Here is a 13,691-nt window from a genome sequence, read left to right as displayed (position 1 = left end):
TCCCCGGGACGACGAAGCCCCCGCGGTTCCTCGAGGGGTGCGGGGGCTTCGTACCGGCTCACAGCCCGGCCGGAGCCGGGGTCATGAGGTTCACTCGTCGGAGTCGGACTCCTCCGAGCCGGACTCGGCGTCTCCGGACTCGTCGGAGTCGCCGGCGGCCTCCTCGCCCTCGGCGACCTCGGCCTCCTCCTCGGTCTCGGGCTCGTCGCCGAGGTCCTGCTCCTCCGGCTCCTGGATGGAGACGATCGGGGAGTCCAGGTCGGGCATCGCCAGCTCGACGCCGGCGGGCAGCTGCAGGTGCTCCGGCTGGGCGTTCTCGTCGCGGTCGGTGATGTCCACGACGATGGTCTCCGGCAGGTCGGTGGCCTCCGCCTCGACGGAGACGGTGGCCTGCTCCAGGAAGTGCTCGAACCCGGCGGCCGGCTCACCGACGACCTCGACGGAGACGTCGACGACGATCTTCTCGCCGCGGCGCACGGTCAGCAGGTCGAGGTGATCGACGCTGCGCCGGATCGGGTCGCGCTGGATGTCCTTGGGGATGACCAGCTGGTCGTCGCCCTCGATGTCCAGGGTGATCAGGGCGTTGGGGTTGCGGACCGCCAGGGTGGTCTGGTGCTCGGGCAGCAGGATGTGGACGGGGTCCTCACCGTGGCCGTAGACGACGGCGGGGATGCGGCCGGCGCGGCGGGCCTGACGGGCCGCGCCCTTGCCGAACTCGGTGCGCTTCAGCGCCTGGATGTGGATCTTGTCCGACATGGGATGTGTCCTTCGTTGGTCTGACCTATGGTTGCAGCGCAGGCCGACCACGAGTGCGAGCGTCTCCGGACGCGGCGCTCCGCCGCCTGATCCGGTCCGGAGCCGATGGGCTCCGCCGCTCGTCCGCCTCGTCGATCACGGAGCCGTCGGAGACCGCTGGGGTCATGACGCTCCCTCGCCTGGGCACAGTCGGTCACTCTATCATGCACAGGTACGCACCTCGTCCCGTCCCAGGAGGCATCCGCGCCATGAGCACCCCCGCACTGACCCTGACCACCCTCCGGGCTCCCGAAGCCCCCGCGCGGGTGGTGGTGCTGCTGCCCGGCATGGGCACCGACGTCGCCGGGACCTGGGCGGTCGCCGCGCGGCACATGGCATCGGACTCCCACCTGATCGCCGCGGACCTCCCCGGACACGGCGTCTCACCGGTCTGGCGCGAGGAGCAGGCCACCCTCGACGACCTGGCGCGCGGGGTGGCCGAGGCGGTCCGTCCGGCGCTGGCGGAGTCCGGCCTGGAGGACCTTCCGGTGCACTTCGCCGGGATCTCCGTCGGCGGATCGGTCGCGCTGCAGCTGGCGCTGGACCACAGCGACCTCTTCGACCGCGTGGCGGTGGTCTGCTCGGCGGCCAAGATCGGCGAGTCCGACGCCTGGACCGAGCGTGCCGCGACCGTCCGGTCGCAGGGCACCTCCGCCATGGTGGACGGGTCGATGCAGCGCTGGTTCGCCCCCGAGTTCCTCGAGGTTCACCCGGAGGTCGGGGAGTCGCTGGCGGCGTCGCTGCGGGCGACCGACGACGAGACCTACGCGTCGCTGTGCGAGGCCATCGGGCGGTTCGACCTCCGGGCGCGGCTCTCCGAGATCCGGATCCCGGTGCTGGCGCTGGCCGGCGAGCACGATGCGGTCACCACGGTCGAGGACGCCCGCATGATCGCCGAGCGTGTGCCGCAGTGCACGGCGGTGGTCATCGCCGGAGCCTCGCACCAGGCTCCGACCGAGAAGCCTGAGGACGTCGCCCCGCTGCTGGACGAGCTCTTCGGCTGAGGAGGGGGACCCCGGAGCCTACGGGCCGCCGGACCCGTCACCGGGCAGAATGCTGTCCATGAGCGTCGTGCCGCCCCTGCTGGGGCTCCTCGTGACCCTGACGGTGTTCGGGTCCATGGTGGTCGTGGGTCTGAGACGGCGACGGGCGCGGGACCGGCTGATCCGCGGCGGGGTGCCTGTGCGCGCGGTCGTCGTCGGGGTGCGGCGCCGCGCCGTGGACACCAGCTGGGCCCACCACCCCGTGGTCAGGTATGAGCTGTACGGACGGACCTGGGAGTCTGAGCCCCGCGACGGCGAGCACATGCCGCATCCCCGGGGCCGGAGGTCGGCACGGAGCGAGGACCGATCCGTCGGGCAGACCGTCGACGTCGTCGTGGACCCGCGGGATCCGGTCCGTTCGGCCGTGCCGATCCCGGACAGACTCGCTGTGACCCTGATCGCGGTGGGCGGCACCCTCGGGGGTCTCACTCTGATCCTGGGGCTGCTCGCCCTGATCGTGACGGCTCTCGGTCGAGGGTGAGGCTCCGCGGAGCAGGACTCAGGCGTGGCCGTCGAACAGGGAGGTCACCGAACCGTCGGCGAAGACCTCCTTGATGGCCTTGGCGAGGATCGGGGCGATGGAGAGCACGGTCAGCGAGTCGAAGCGCTTCTCCTCGGGGATCGGCAGGGTGTTGGTGACCACGACCTCGCGTGCGCCGCAGGCGGCCAGACGCTCGGCCGCCGGGTCGGAGAAGACCGGGTGGGTGGCGGCGATGATGACGTCCTTCGCCCCGGCGTCCTTCAGCACCTTGACCGCGCCTGCGATGGTGCCGCCGGTGTCGATCATGTCGTCGATGAGCACGCAGGTGCGTCCCTCGATCTCGCCGACGACCTGCTTCGAGACCGCCTTGTTCGGCTTGGTCAGGTCCCGGGACTTGTGGACGAAGGCCAGCGGAGCCCCGCCCAGGCGCTCGGCCCACTGCTCGGCGACCCGCACGCGCCCGGTGTCCGGGGAGACCACGGTGATCTCGTCGTCGGCGACCTGTGCGCGGATGTGGTCGGCCAGCAGCGGGATCGCGAAGAGGTGGTCGACCGGACCGTCGAAGAAGCCCTGGATCTGGGCGGTGTGCAGGTCCACGCTCATGATCCGGTCCGCGCCCGCGGTCTGGTAGAGGTCGGCGACCAGTCGGGCCGAGATCGGCTCACGTCCGCGGCCCTTCTTGTCCTGTCGGGCATAGGGGTAGAACGGAGAGACCACCGTGATCCGCTTGGCCGAGGCGCGCTTCATGGAGTCGACCATGATGAGCTGCTCCATGAGCCAGTTGTTCAGCGGGTACGGGTGGGACTGCAGGAGGAAGACGTCCTTGCCTCGGACCGACTCGCCGGAGCGGACGTACATCTCCCCGTTGGCGAAGTCGTAGGCGTTGATCGGCAGCAGCTCGGTGCCGAGCTCCTGGGCGATCTCCTCGGCGAGCTCGGGGTGCGCACGCCCCGAAGCGATCACCAGGGTCTTCTCGCCCTTGAGCGTGATCTCGTCCATCCTGGTACTCCCTCTCTGCTGTGTCCTATGCGGACCCGCGCCCCCGGCGGGCGCGACGGCCCGGAAGCCTATCGGGATTCTACTCGTCCGCCGAGCCTGCGCGTCGCGCCGCTTCGGCGGCCGCGGAGTCCGGGCGGCGCTGCTCGACCCAGCCCTCGGAGTTGCGCTGCGGGGCGACGCTGAGGCCCAGGGCGCCGGCCGGCACGTCCTTGCGGATCACTGCGCCGGCGCCGGTGTAGGCGCCGTCGCCGACCTCCACGGGGGCGACGAAGACGGTGTTCGAGGAGGTCCGCACGTGGCTTCCGATGACCGTGCGGTGCTTGCGCTCGCCGTCGTAGTTGGCCGTGATGTTTCCGCAGCCGATGTTGGTCTGCTCGCCGATCTCGGCGTCTCCGGCGTAGCCGAGGTGGGAGAGCTTCGAGCCCCGGCCGATGCTCACGTTCTTGGTCTCGTAGAACGCGCCGATCTTGCCCTCCGGGCCCAGCTGGGTGCCGGGGCGGAGGTAGGTGAACGGTCCGACGGCGGACCCGTCGCCGATCTGCGCGCCGGTGCCGTGGGTGCGTGTCACGGTGGCGCCTTCGCCGACGACGACGTCGGTCAGCGTGGTGTCGGGGCCGACGACGGCGCCGCGGCCGATGTGGGTGGCCCCGTGCAGCTGGGTGCCCGGCAGCACGGTGGTGTCCGGCTCCAGGGTGACCGAGGCGTCGATCCAGGTGGTGGCCGGGTCGATCACCGTGGTGCCGCCGCGCATATGGGCCTCGACGACGCGTCGGTTGAGCTCGGCGCCGAGGGCCTGCATCTGCACGCGGTCGTTGGCCCCCTCGACCTGCCAGCGGTCCTCGGTGACCACCGCGGCCACCCGACCTCCTTCGGCGCGGGCCAGGGAGAGCACGTCGGTGAGGTACTTCTCGCCCTGTGCGTTGTCCGTGGTGACCTGCGCCAGCGCCCGGGTGAGCACTCCGGCGTCGAAGGCGTAGATCCCGGAGTTGATCTCCCGGATCCCGCGCTGCTCGGCGGTGGCGTCCTTGAACTCGACGATCCCGGTGACCGATCCGTCCTCGGCCCGCAGCACGCGCCCGTAGGCGGCGGCGTCGTCGAGCACCGTGGTCAGGACCGTCACGGCGTTGGCCTCCGTCTCATGGCGGCGGACCAGCTCGTCGAGCATCTCGGTGGTCAGCAGCGGGACGTCGCCGTAGGTGACCACCACGGTGCCGGACTCCGGAGCGTCCCCGGCGGCGGCGAGCGCCTCGAGGCCGCACTCGACGGCGCGACCGGTGCCGGGCACCTCATCCTGGTCGGCGAGGAGCACCTCGTCGTCGAGGGAGACGATGTGCTCGGCGACCTTGTCCCGCTGGTGGCGCACCACGGCCACCAGGTGGTCGGGGGCCAGCCCCTTCGCCGCGGCCAGGGCGTGACCGATCATGGAGAGCCCGCCGATGGGGTGCATGATCTTCGGGGTCTCAGACTTCATGCGCGTGCCGGCGCCGGCGGCCAGGACGATGACCGCGGCGGGCCGGGTCTCGGCGACGGTCCCGTCGGCCGTCTCGGCAGGGCTCTCGGCAGGGCTCTCGGCAGGGCTCTCGGCGGGGCTGTCGTGGTGGCTCACGGGGTTCGGTGCTCCTGCATGGGGGACGGAGGTCGCCTCAATCCTAACGGGGGGTGCGCCGGAGTCGGGCGAACGGGCGCAGCAGCGCCCCGGAGACCGCTTCGCCGTAGCGTCGGATCCCCCGGTCGAAGGGGGCCGCGGCGAACAGCGCGGTGATCCCGACGGCCAGAGCCAGACAGATCAGCAGCATGACCGCCGAGGGGAACGTGTCCAGGCTGTCGTGCAGCACCAGGTTGAGCAGGCGGATCATGAAGCCGTGCAGCAGGTACACCGCCAGGGACCGGCGGCCGACGACCGCGAGATGCCCCGGGCGGTCGGAGATCCAGGTCAGGACGGCCAGCGTGGTCAGGGCCGCGCTGAGACCGATCACCGCCCGCATGCCGAGCCCCTCGCCCAGGCCCACGTCGAGCCATTCGAATCCGCGCACCCCGTAGAACCACAGCTTGTCGACGTCGAGTGCGTAGAACACTCCGATGGGGACCGCCGCGGCGGCGGTGAGGCCCAGCCGCTCGGAGGTGCTCCGGGCGCCGGCCCACGCGAGGATCCGGGGGCCGCAGACCTTGCCGATGACGAAGAACGGCCAGAACGACAGGGTGCGGGCCACGGCGAGCTCATAGTCGTAGACGGGGATGAGTCCGCCGAACAGGGCCGCGGCGACGGAGACGGCGATCATGGTCCGCGGCAGCCGTTCGATCAGGGGGACGCTGAGCATCCACCACACCATCGCCAGCAGGAACCAGGTGATCCAGTACGGCACCAGGAAGTCGAAGTCGGGGTCGAGTCCGAGCAGGCTCATCCACCAGTGGTAGAGCGGCAGTGCGGTGCCCAGCAGGACCAGCAGCACGCAGATGCGGTCGGCCAGCCGGTCGGACTTCGCCGTGACGCCCGCGAGGAAGACGAAGGCAGGCATGTGGAAGGAGTAGATGGCCGTCTGGAGCACCCGCAGCAGGTCCGACTCCCAGGGCGAGACGGCGGCCATGACATGGCCCAGGACGACGAGGAGTATCAGTACGCCCTTGGCCCGGTCCAGTCGATGATCCCGTGTCGGCACGCGGGGAACCTAGCAGCGGCCGATCCGGTGGAGCTGGGAGGAACCTGAGTGCACCCTGGAGAAGTGTGAGGACTTCCCACCCGTAGGGGTGTATCACCGGTGCGGCGCCGAAGGGTGTACTGAGGCGATACCCTCCCTCCGCCCACCGGCGCAGGGCCGCTCCCACGTTCCGCCCGAGGAGGCGAACCGCCCTGAAGATCGTCTCAGCGCCGCACGACGACGTCTGCGCCGCACACAACGTCGGGCTGATGGCCTGGGGCGACGGCGCCGCCGACTCTTCGGCCTTCACCCGCGTCGTGCCTCCGGTGCCGCCGCACACCGACCCCGTCTCGGGGCATCCGTCCTGGGTCGAGGCCGACCCCGAGGACTTCGACCTGTACCACCTCCACCTCGGTGCGCAGCAGGTCTCCCCCGCACGGCTGCGACGCCTGGTGGCCAACCTCGAGGAGCGGGGCAGGCCCTTGGTGGTGACCCTGCATGAGCTGCGCGGTCTCCGCCGGTTCGGCCCGGGGGCCTTCGAGGAGGCCCTGGAGGTCGTCGTCCCCGCCGCGGCCCGGCTGATCACCCTCACCCCGGGGGCTGCCGTCCAGATCCGCGAACGCTGGGGACGCGAGGCCGAGGTCATCCCCCACCCCCACGTCCTTCCCCTGGATCAGCTCGGACGACCGCGCCCGGACCGGAAGCGGCCCACGGTCACCGTGCCGCTGGAGGACCTCTCCGCCCAGATCGACCCGCTCCCGATGCTCGAGATCCTCGAGGCGGCGACGGCCCGCCGGGGCATGGATCTGCACATCAGCGTGGTCGAGGACGCTCTGGAGCCGTTCGGCGTCGGCGAGGCCCGCGGCGTCACCGCCGCACTGCCGCGGCTGGCCCGATCCCCGCACGTGAGGATCGACGCCCACCGGCCGGAGACCGAGGTCGCCGGCTGGGAGCGGCTGCGCGGTGCGGACCTCTGCGTGCTCCCCCACCGATTCGGCACGCACTGTCGCATGATCGAGGCCTGCCACGACGTGGGCACCCGTGTGCTGGCCCCTGATCTCGGCTACTACCGGCAGCAGCGTCCCGGGGTGCTCACCCATCGCCGCGACGACGACGGAGCCCCGTATGCCGACGACGTCGAGTCCGTCCTGGACCACGTCTCGGACGAGCTGGCGGCGGGAACCGTCTGGCAGGCCGGTCGTCTGCACCGCACGGCGCAGCGCCAGCGCATCGCCCATCTGCACGAGCAGCTGTATCGAGCAGTCCTCTGAGCGGGCCCCGCGCGCGGCACGCACAGGAGGGCCACGTATCCTGACCCCATGTCCGTGACCTCAGAGTGCTCCGTGATCACCCTCGCCGTCGTCAACGACCATCCGATCGTGGTGGAGGGGATCGCACGCGCCGTCGAGCGGGACGGGCGGCTCAGCGTGGTCGAGACCGACACGGAGCTCGGACCATCGGAGGCCGTGGACCTGGTGCTCTACGACGCCTTCGCCGCCGGTCCGCGGCAGTTCGACGACGTCGCCTCGCTGGCGGCCGACCCGCGATGGGGCCGGGTCGTCGTCTTCACCTGGGGCCTCCTGCCGGACCAGATCCGGGAGGTGCTGGCCCTGGGGGCCGACAGCTGCCTGTCCAAGGAGCTCTCCGCCGAGGAGCTGACCGACGCACTGGTCCGGATCCATCGCGGTGAACAGGTGACCGCCCCGCGCCCCGCGCAGGAGGCGGCGTCCATGGTCGACTGGCCGGGGCGCACCCATGGGCTCTCACCTCGGGAGTCGGAGGTCCTGTCGCTGATCGCTCAGGGCTTCACCAATGAGCAGATCGCCCGCGGATGCTTCCTCAGCATCAACTCGGTCAAGACCTACATCCGCTCCGCGTATCGGAAGATCGGGGTGGATCGGCGCAGCCAGGCGGTGGTGTGGGGACTGCGCAACGGCCTGCACCCCCACCGAAACGGCTCGCCGACTCCGTGAGAGCCGACTGAGCACCACCGGCGATGCCGGACTCCGATGCCCCACACGGTTCCGCCCATAGGATTCGAACCTATACTGCACGGCTCCAAAGGCCGGCGTGCTGCCATTACACCAGGGCGGAGCGACGCCGCAGGTGATCACGGCGTCGGCGCTCATCCTCCCATGACTGCATCGCTCAGTTCACATCAGTCAGGCCCGTCCGGCGGCATGTCTCTTGCCGGGTCGCTCCACATCGGTCTAGAGTTGCAGATGCAAACACTTTGTGTCCGGCGGATGAGGTCGTCGGACCGCTGCTGAGGAGCACATCATGGAACGGATCACCGCTCGCACCATCACCGACCCGGGTCGCACCGTCGCTCCGAGATCCCGGGCGTACGCGCTCGGACTCATCGCCGTGCTCACCGCCGCCACCGCCGGATGCCTCCCGCAGGACGGCTCCGCCGACGGGGCCGACGAGGGCTCCGAGGAGGAGCAGGACGTCGGACAGACCGAGGAGGAGGCTGAAGACGAGCCTGAGGACGAGCCTGGCGAGGACGACTCGGAGGACGGCGGCTCGGAGGACGGCTCCGACGATGAGGACGAGTCCGGCGACGACGCCCAGGATGCCGACGACGCCGATGAGGACGACGCCGATGAGGACGAGACCGACGAGGACGACGCCGGCTCCGAAGACGACGGGGACTCGGCGGGGGCCGCGGATCTCGAGGACTCGCAGCTGCTGCTGGTCATGGACGCCTCGGGATCGATGGACGAGTCGGACACCGGGGGCACCACCCGCATCGAGGCGGCCCGGGACGCGCTGCACGGCGTGGTCGACGGCCTCGACGACGAGGACGAGGTCGGACTGCGCGTCTTCTCCTCGGAGATCACCGACCCCGACGCCTCGGGCGCCTGCGAGGACTCCGAGCTGGTCGTGCCGATCGGCGGCGACAACCGCGACGAGCTCACAGAGGCCATCGACTCCTACGACGCCGTCGGCGGCCGGACCCCCTTGGCGCATGCCCTGGAGGAGGCCGCCGAGGATCTGGGCGAGGACGGGCGCCGGACCATCGTGCTCGTCTCCGACGGAGAGGACAACTGTGCGCCGGACCCCTGCGAGGTCGCGGAGACGCTGGCCTCGCACGGGATCGACCTGACCATCCACACCGTGGGGTACGAGGTGGAGGACGAAGCGCGCGAGCAGCTGCAGTGCATCGCCGCGGCCGGGGACGGAGAGTACTACGACGCCGCCGACGCCGAATCGCTCGACCACGCGCTGGAGCGCGTCTCGAAGCGGGCCTTCCAGCCGTTCACGCTCAGCGGCGAGCAGGTCACCGGTGCGGCGAACTGGGGCGACGCTCCGACCCTGGAGTCCGGGACCCAGTACATCGACGAGTTCTCCGAGGACACCCTGCACTATCGGATCCCGCGGGAGATGGACCGCTCCTCCCTGCACGTGGGCCTGACCACGCACAACGACCCGGAGAACTCGGACTGGGTCGAGGTGCGCATCGAGACCTGGGACGGCGACGTCTGCGCCCAGAGCCGGATGGTGGGACAGTCCATGTCCACGCGCAACTTCCTGCGCACCATGCAGGCCACGGCCGCCTACGACCCCGAGTCGACCGACGACGAAGACCCGTGCACCGAGGACGACGAGCTGGTGCTCGCCGTCGAGCTCGACGACTTCATCGAAGACCCGCAGACCGTGGACCAGGCCTTCGAGCTGCTCATCGCCGAGGAGCCCGAGGCCGAGGACGCCGACTCGCTGGAGCCGGCGGTCGAGCGCGAGACCCACTCCTGGGAGGACATGGGTCGCGACCCGGCCGGAGCGGAGGACGTCGTCGGCGGATCCTCGTTCAACGACGCCCCGCTGCTGGAGCCCGGCACCACCTACGACGGGGACATCCTGCCCGGCGAGACGCTGGTCTTCCGGGTACCGGTGGAGTGGGGTGAGCGCCTCCAGGCCGAAGCCTTCTTCCCCCAGTCCGGCGGCGCGCTGCGTGAGCGGGTCCAGGACGTGAGCACCGTGGGCCTGACGCTGATGTCCCCGATGAAGGGCGTCGCGGGCTCGGACTTCGGATCGCTGTTCTCCACCATGGACACCGACCTGCAGGCGATGACGCCTGAGGTGCGGTGGAACAACCGCCACTCGTTCACGGAGCACATCTCCTCGAGCTCGATCGACGGCGAGTACTACCTCGTGGTGGCCGCGGACCAGACCGACAGCGGGGACTCCTTCCCCGTCCCGTACCGCCTCACGGTCCAGACCTTCGGGGATTCCGGGGAGGGCGAGCCCCAGCGTCCGTCGGGCGAGGAGCTGCTCTTCCCGGACCGCGCGGATGAGCAGACGCGCGAGCCTGAGGACCCGAGCGACTCCGAGGATCCGAGCGACTCCGACGACTGATGCCCGGTGACCGCCGCACTGTGCGGCGGCATCGTCGGATCAGGAGGCCCCGGACCGCCCCATGCGGCGGTCCGGGGCCTCCTGCGTGCGGGTGAGGGAGCCCCCGGCACCGACTCACCGACACGACGTCGAACACAGGGGTTGCATTTGCTATCGCAAGCTTCTATATTTGCACTAGCGAAGCCGATGAAAGGTCGCTCGATCACCGAGAAGAAGGAGCAGGACCATGCGACGCACCACCACCGCCACCACCGCCACCGCTGTCTCCACCGCCGCCGCCGCGCTGATCGGCACGGCGCTGTGCAGCCCCGCCGCCCTGGCGAAGGACGCACCGCCCGTCGACACCGCCCCCGACGTGCTCGGCGAGGTCGCCGAGACTGCGGAGGAGCTGGAGGATCTGCACACCGAGCTCAGCCTCACCATCGACGTCGACGCCGAATACCGCAGCCACAGCTACACGGCCACCATGACCGGCGAGGGCGCCGCAGACTTCAGCGACGGGCACTACCGGGCGGACGTCAGCGGCGACGGGCAGTACGAGTCCGTCCAGATCTACTCCGACGGCGAGCGGGCCTTCGCCAACGACAACGCCTACGGCTGGTACGAGACGCCCTCCCCGGATCTGAGCGGCGACGAGGAGGCGCCCGGCTATCTGGCCCTCGTGGACGACCTGGAGACCGTCGAGGACGAGTTCGAGCTCACCCGCACCGGCACGAAGAGCTCGCCGCAGTACACCCTGCGGTACAGCGGCGACGACCGCGAGGTGTTCGAGGCCTTCGAGGAGACCTTCTCCCTGACCTGGGAGGGCTACCGCCAGGCCGACACCGAGATGGAGATCGAGGTCGTCGTCGACGCCGACTCCATGCACATGACCAGCTTCGACTTCGGCATCGAGTCCGAGACCGTCTGGGGCTCAGACGCGATGACCATCGAGGCCCAGTTCTCCGAGTTCGACGAGGTCGGTCCGATCGAGGTGCCCAGCTGGGTGGTCGACGAGGCCGAGCGCAGCGGTCAGACCGACGACTGGTTCGAGGACGAGGGCATCGACGAGGAGGACCTGGACGACGGTCTGGGCATGCCCGGCACCTCTCCGGAGGACGGCGATCTGGACGACTCGGACACCGGCGACTCAGGCGACTCTGACGACTCTGACGACTCGGACAAGTCTGACGACTCCGAGGACTCCCGCTCCGACGACCCGTGGGCGTCGAACGTCTGATCACTCAGGGATGGGTCAGCCTCGGGGCGGACCGATACGGACCGGAGGGGCGGAGCGCGACGAACGGGGCGCTCCGCCCCTCCTTCCGTGCGTCAGAGGCCGAGTCCTCGGCCTGACGCGGTCGGCCTGACGCAGTCGACCGCAGACGTTCGCAGCGGCGACGATCAGCCTCAGAAGAGGCTGCGATGCCGTGCGAAGTGGGCGGCCGCCGGCCCCGCCGGACCGGTGCCGTAGAGCCTCAGCACCTCCGCCAGGTCGGGGTGGTCGGCCTCGAGTCTGGCCGCGGCGCGGCTGAGCTCGGCGCCCGAGGCCACCGCCCGCAGCAGGTTGCGCATCCCGGCGACGACGGCGTCGTCGCCCGAGGCTCCCAGTGCGGTGGAGGTGCTGCGCGTGAACTGGCCGCTGGAGGTGCGGATCTCCTCCAGCCGGGAGGCGACGTCCTGCTGCTGCACGGTGCCCTCGGCCAGCTGGTCGGCCAGCTCGCTCAGCGCCTGGACCCGCTGCAGCACCGCAGGATTGCCGATCTTGACCCGCTGGCCGCTGTTGAGCTGGGAGAGCATGGGCGCCGACAGCCCCAGCACGCCGGCCAGGCCCGCCTGGTTCAGCCCGAAGGCCGCCCGGAGCCGCCCGAAGATCTCCGAGAGCGGTTCGCCGTACGCCTGACGCTGAGCGTCGAGGTTCTCCTGAACCGGCATCGTTCCTCCTCTTCCGCACGAGTGATTCGCTGTTGCGAATTCTACCCGAGTCCCCGCTCGTCACCAGTGGTCCTCCACAGGCTCGGCAGGGCGGGCGCTAGACTGCATCCAGCTGTGCCGCCCTCGGCCGGGGACGGCACCGGCGAGCATCCGGGGCGATGGGTCCATGAGCCGGGGGGAAGGTGCTGGGATGAGGCTGAGGCGGCGCGCCCGCGCGGTAGGCACCGCGCTGGCCCTGGCGGGCCTGGTGAGCCTACCTGCCGACCTCGCCCATGCCGCCGACGGCGGCCCCGACGCGGACGGCTTCGAGTTCTCCGGCGATGAGGTCTCCGGCGGCGGGTCGCCCGGCGACGCCGCCGAGCTGGCCGTGGACGGACGCTACCTCGACACCCTCACCGAGGGCACTCTGCACTATCGGATCCCCCGGGAGGCCGTCGACTCGTCCCTGCATGTGGGAGTGATGACCCGCTATCCCCTCGACGCCGACGACGAGTTCGACGTCATCACCGCCACCCTGAGCACCTGGGACGGCACCTCCTGCGCCTACGACGTCCTCTCCTCCGGGGCCGGCCCCGCTCCCGGAGCGGTGAGCTCCGCCCACCTGGTGAGCGTGCCCGGCCAGACCGAGGGCTGCGACGATGAGGAGGAGCTGGTCCTCACGGTGGAGCTCGAACAGGGTTCCTCCTCCGAGGGTCTCCAGGCCGCGGGGCGGCCGGCGGAGATCGTCGTGTTCGAAGAGCCCACCCCGACCGACGCCGACGATCTGCCCGAGCCCGAGGACGGCACCCCCGACTGGGAGGACATCGGGCGCGACGTGGCAGGGGCCGAGGAGGTCGACGGCGGCACGTCCTTCGCCGAGGCCGCGGAGCTCGAACCGGGTGGGACCTATCGGGTCACTTTGGCCCCGGGCCAGGTCAGGGTCTTCCGGGTGCCGTTGGACTGGGGTCAGCGCCTCCAGGCCGAGACGTACTTCCCGGAGCCGTCAGAGGAGGATCAGGACGCCTGGCGGGCGATGGACACCGTGCAGCTCTCGGTGCTGGATCCCCTGTTCGGCCGCCTGGCGAACGGCACCGGATTCCTCACCTCAGGATTCGGCACCGAAGTCCGCGCCTCCACCGCCGAGGTGCGCTGGGCCGAGCGGACGGAGTTCACCCCTGGGGGCAGCTCCGTCGCCGGCGACCACTATCTGGTGATCCACGTCCCGCCGTCCGAGGACCACCAGGACTTGGAGCTCGAGGCGCAGCTGACGCTGCAGACCTTCGGCGAGGCGGGCGAGGGCGCGCCGGAGTACCCCGAGGATCAGGAGCCGGAGGTGCCCGGCTCCGGGTCCTCAGGCGGCGGCCCCCTCGCAGCGATGCGGGGCTTCGCCGAGCATCCGGTCACGATCGCGGTGATCGGCGTCGTCGGATCGCTGCTGCTGATCTCCGGAGGCGGGCTGCTCATCGCGGCTCGTCGCCGGTGAGA

At 70.7% G+C, this 13,691-nt stretch carries 12 protein-coding genes and 1 tRNA gene; 7 read left to right on the top strand and 6 right to left on the bottom strand.

The genetic code is table 11. The features are described 5' to 3' along the window. Nucleotides 1–90 precede the first annotated feature (90 nt). Complete coding sequence (locus tag N7E59_RS02740; RefSeq protein WP_261623380.1) at nt 91–756, bottom strand: 50S ribosomal protein L25/general stress protein Ctc; 666 nt, start codon at nt 754–756, stop codon at nt 91–93. A 248-nt stretch (nt 757–1,004) separates the two neighbouring features. Between N7E59_RS02740 and N7E59_RS02735 the strand changes: the two genes are divergently transcribed. Then, on the top strand, nt 1,005–1,799 hold the full coding sequence (locus tag N7E59_RS02735; protein ID WP_261623379.1) for an alpha/beta fold hydrolase: 795 nt from the start codon (nt 1,005–1,007) through the stop codon (nt 1,797–1,799). Nucleotides 1,800–1,857: 58 nt separating this feature from the next. Beyond that, nucleotides 1,858–2,319: a DUF3592 domain-containing protein gene (locus N7E59_RS02730; protein ID WP_261623378.1), complete on the top strand. Its 462-nt coding sequence runs from the start codon at nt 1,858–1,860 to the stop codon at nt 2,317–2,319. An 18-nt stretch (nt 2,320–2,337) separates the two neighbouring features. Here the strand turns inward: N7E59_RS02730 and N7E59_RS02725 are convergent, their stop codons facing one another. The 3 genes from N7E59_RS02725 to N7E59_RS02715 form a co-directional block, all read right to left on the bottom strand. Continuing rightward, on the bottom strand, nt 2,338–3,318 hold the full coding sequence (locus N7E59_RS02725) for a ribose-phosphate diphosphokinase (RefSeq protein ID WP_261623377.1): 981 nt from the start codon (nt 3,316–3,318) through the stop codon (nt 2,338–2,340). A gap of 79 nt (nt 3,319–3,397) precedes the next feature. Beyond that, complete coding sequence (gene glmU / locus N7E59_RS02720; protein WP_261623376.1) at nt 3,398–4,924, bottom strand: bifunctional UDP-N-acetylglucosamine diphosphorylase/glucosamine-1-phosphate N-acetyltransferase GlmU; 1,527 nt, start codon at nt 4,922–4,924, stop codon at nt 3,398–3,400. A 43-nt stretch (nt 4,925–4,967) separates the two neighbouring features. After that, nucleotides 4,968–5,975 carry an acyltransferase family protein gene (locus tag N7E59_RS02715; RefSeq protein ID WP_261623375.1) on the bottom strand — a complete coding sequence of 336 codons (1,008 nt, stop codon included), beginning with the start codon at nt 5,973–5,975 and terminating at the stop codon, nt 4,968–4,970. 248 nt (nt 5,976–6,223) lie between these two features. On the opposite strand from N7E59_RS02715, the gene N7E59_RS02710 reads away from it, so the two are divergent. Together N7E59_RS02710 and N7E59_RS02705 are read left to right on the top strand one after the other, a co-directional pair. Next, nucleotides 6,224–7,225, top strand: a complete 1,002-nt coding sequence (locus tag N7E59_RS02710) for a glycosyltransferase family 1 protein (RefSeq protein WP_261623374.1) — start codon at nt 6,224–6,226, stop codon at nt 7,223–7,225. Nucleotides 7,226–7,273: 48 nt separating this feature from the next. Continuing rightward, on the top strand, nt 7,274–7,927 hold the full coding sequence (locus N7E59_RS02705) for a response regulator transcription factor (RefSeq protein WP_261623373.1): 654 nt from the start codon (nt 7,274–7,276) through the stop codon (nt 7,925–7,927). Nucleotides 7,928–7,976: 49 nt separating this feature from the next. On the opposite strand, the gene N7E59_RS02700 is transcribed toward N7E59_RS02705, so the two are convergent. Beyond that, nucleotides 7,977–8,048: transfer RNA gene (locus N7E59_RS02700), tRNA-Gln, on the bottom strand. 186 nt (nt 8,049–8,234) lie between these two features. Between N7E59_RS02700 and N7E59_RS02695 the strand changes: the two genes are divergently transcribed. Next, nucleotides 8,235–10,313, top strand: a complete 2,079-nt coding sequence (locus tag N7E59_RS02695) for a vWA domain-containing protein (protein ID WP_261623372.1) — start codon at nt 8,235–8,237, stop codon at nt 10,311–10,313. A gap of 226 nt (nt 10,314–10,539) precedes the next feature. Then, the gene (locus N7E59_RS02690; protein WP_261623371.1) at nt 10,540–11,532 is read left to right on the top strand and encodes a DUF6612 family protein; all 993 of its coding nucleotides are present in this window, start codon (nt 10,540–10,542) and stop codon (nt 11,530–11,532) included. Between the two features lie 170 nt (nt 11,533–11,702). Here N7E59_RS02690 and N7E59_RS02685 read toward each other — a convergent pair whose 3' ends face one another. Beyond that, nucleotides 11,703–12,227, bottom strand: coding sequence for a DNA-binding protein (locus tag N7E59_RS02685; RefSeq protein WP_261623370.1), 525 nt, complete (start codon nt 12,225–12,227; stop codon nt 11,703–11,705). A 190-nt stretch (nt 12,228–12,417) separates the two neighbouring features. Here N7E59_RS02685 and N7E59_RS02680 point away from each other — a divergent pair, with 190 nt between their 5' ends. Next, nucleotides 12,418–13,689 carry a hypothetical protein gene (locus N7E59_RS02680; RefSeq protein WP_261623369.1) on the top strand — a complete coding sequence of 424 codons (1,272 nt, stop codon included), beginning with the start codon at nt 12,418–12,420 and terminating at the stop codon, nt 13,687–13,689. Nucleotides 13,690–13,691 lie beyond the last annotated feature (2 nt).

The sequence above is a fragment of the Nesterenkonia marinintestina genome (assembly GCF_025420485.1).
Taxonomy (GTDB): Bacteria; Actinomycetota; Actinomycetes; order Actinomycetales; family Micrococcaceae; genus Nesterenkonia; species Nesterenkonia marinintestina.
This window is presented reverse-complemented; position numbering and strand designations above follow the sequence as displayed.

Coding starts and splice junctions, on each gene's coding strand:
- N7E59_RS02740 (WP_261623380.1), bottom strand. CDS start 756: ATGTCGGACAAGATCCACATCCAGGCGCTGAAGCGCACCGAGTTCGGC.
- N7E59_RS02735 (WP_261623379.1), top strand. CDS start 1,005: ATGAGCACCCCCGCACTGACCCTGACCACCCTCCGGGCTCCCGAAGCC.
- N7E59_RS02730 (WP_261623378.1), top strand. CDS start 1,858: ATGAGCGTCGTGCCGCCCCTGCTGGGGCTCCTCGTGACCCTGACGGTG.
- N7E59_RS02725 (WP_261623377.1), bottom strand. CDS start 3,318: ATGGACGAGATCACGCTCAAGGGCGAGAAGACCCTGGTGATCGCTTCG.
- N7E59_RS02710 (WP_261623374.1), top strand. CDS start 6,224: ATGGCCTGGGGCGACGGCGCCGCCGACTCTTCGGCCTTCACCCGCGTC.
- N7E59_RS02705 (WP_261623373.1), top strand. CDS start 7,274: ATGTCCGTGACCTCAGAGTGCTCCGTGATCACCCTCGCCGTCGTCAAC.
- N7E59_RS02695 (WP_261623372.1), top strand. CDS start 8,235: ATGGAACGGATCACCGCTCGCACCATCACCGACCCGGGTCGCACCGTC.
- N7E59_RS02690 (WP_261623371.1), top strand. CDS start 10,540: ATGCGACGCACCACCACCGCCACCACCGCCACCGCTGTCTCCACCGCC.
- N7E59_RS02685 (WP_261623370.1), bottom strand. CDS start 12,227: ATGCCGGTTCAGGAGAACCTCGACGCTCAGCGTCAGGCGTACGGCGAA.
- N7E59_RS02680 (WP_261623369.1), top strand. CDS start 12,418: ATGAGGCTGAGGCGGCGCGCCCGCGCGGTAGGCACCGCGCTGGCCCTG.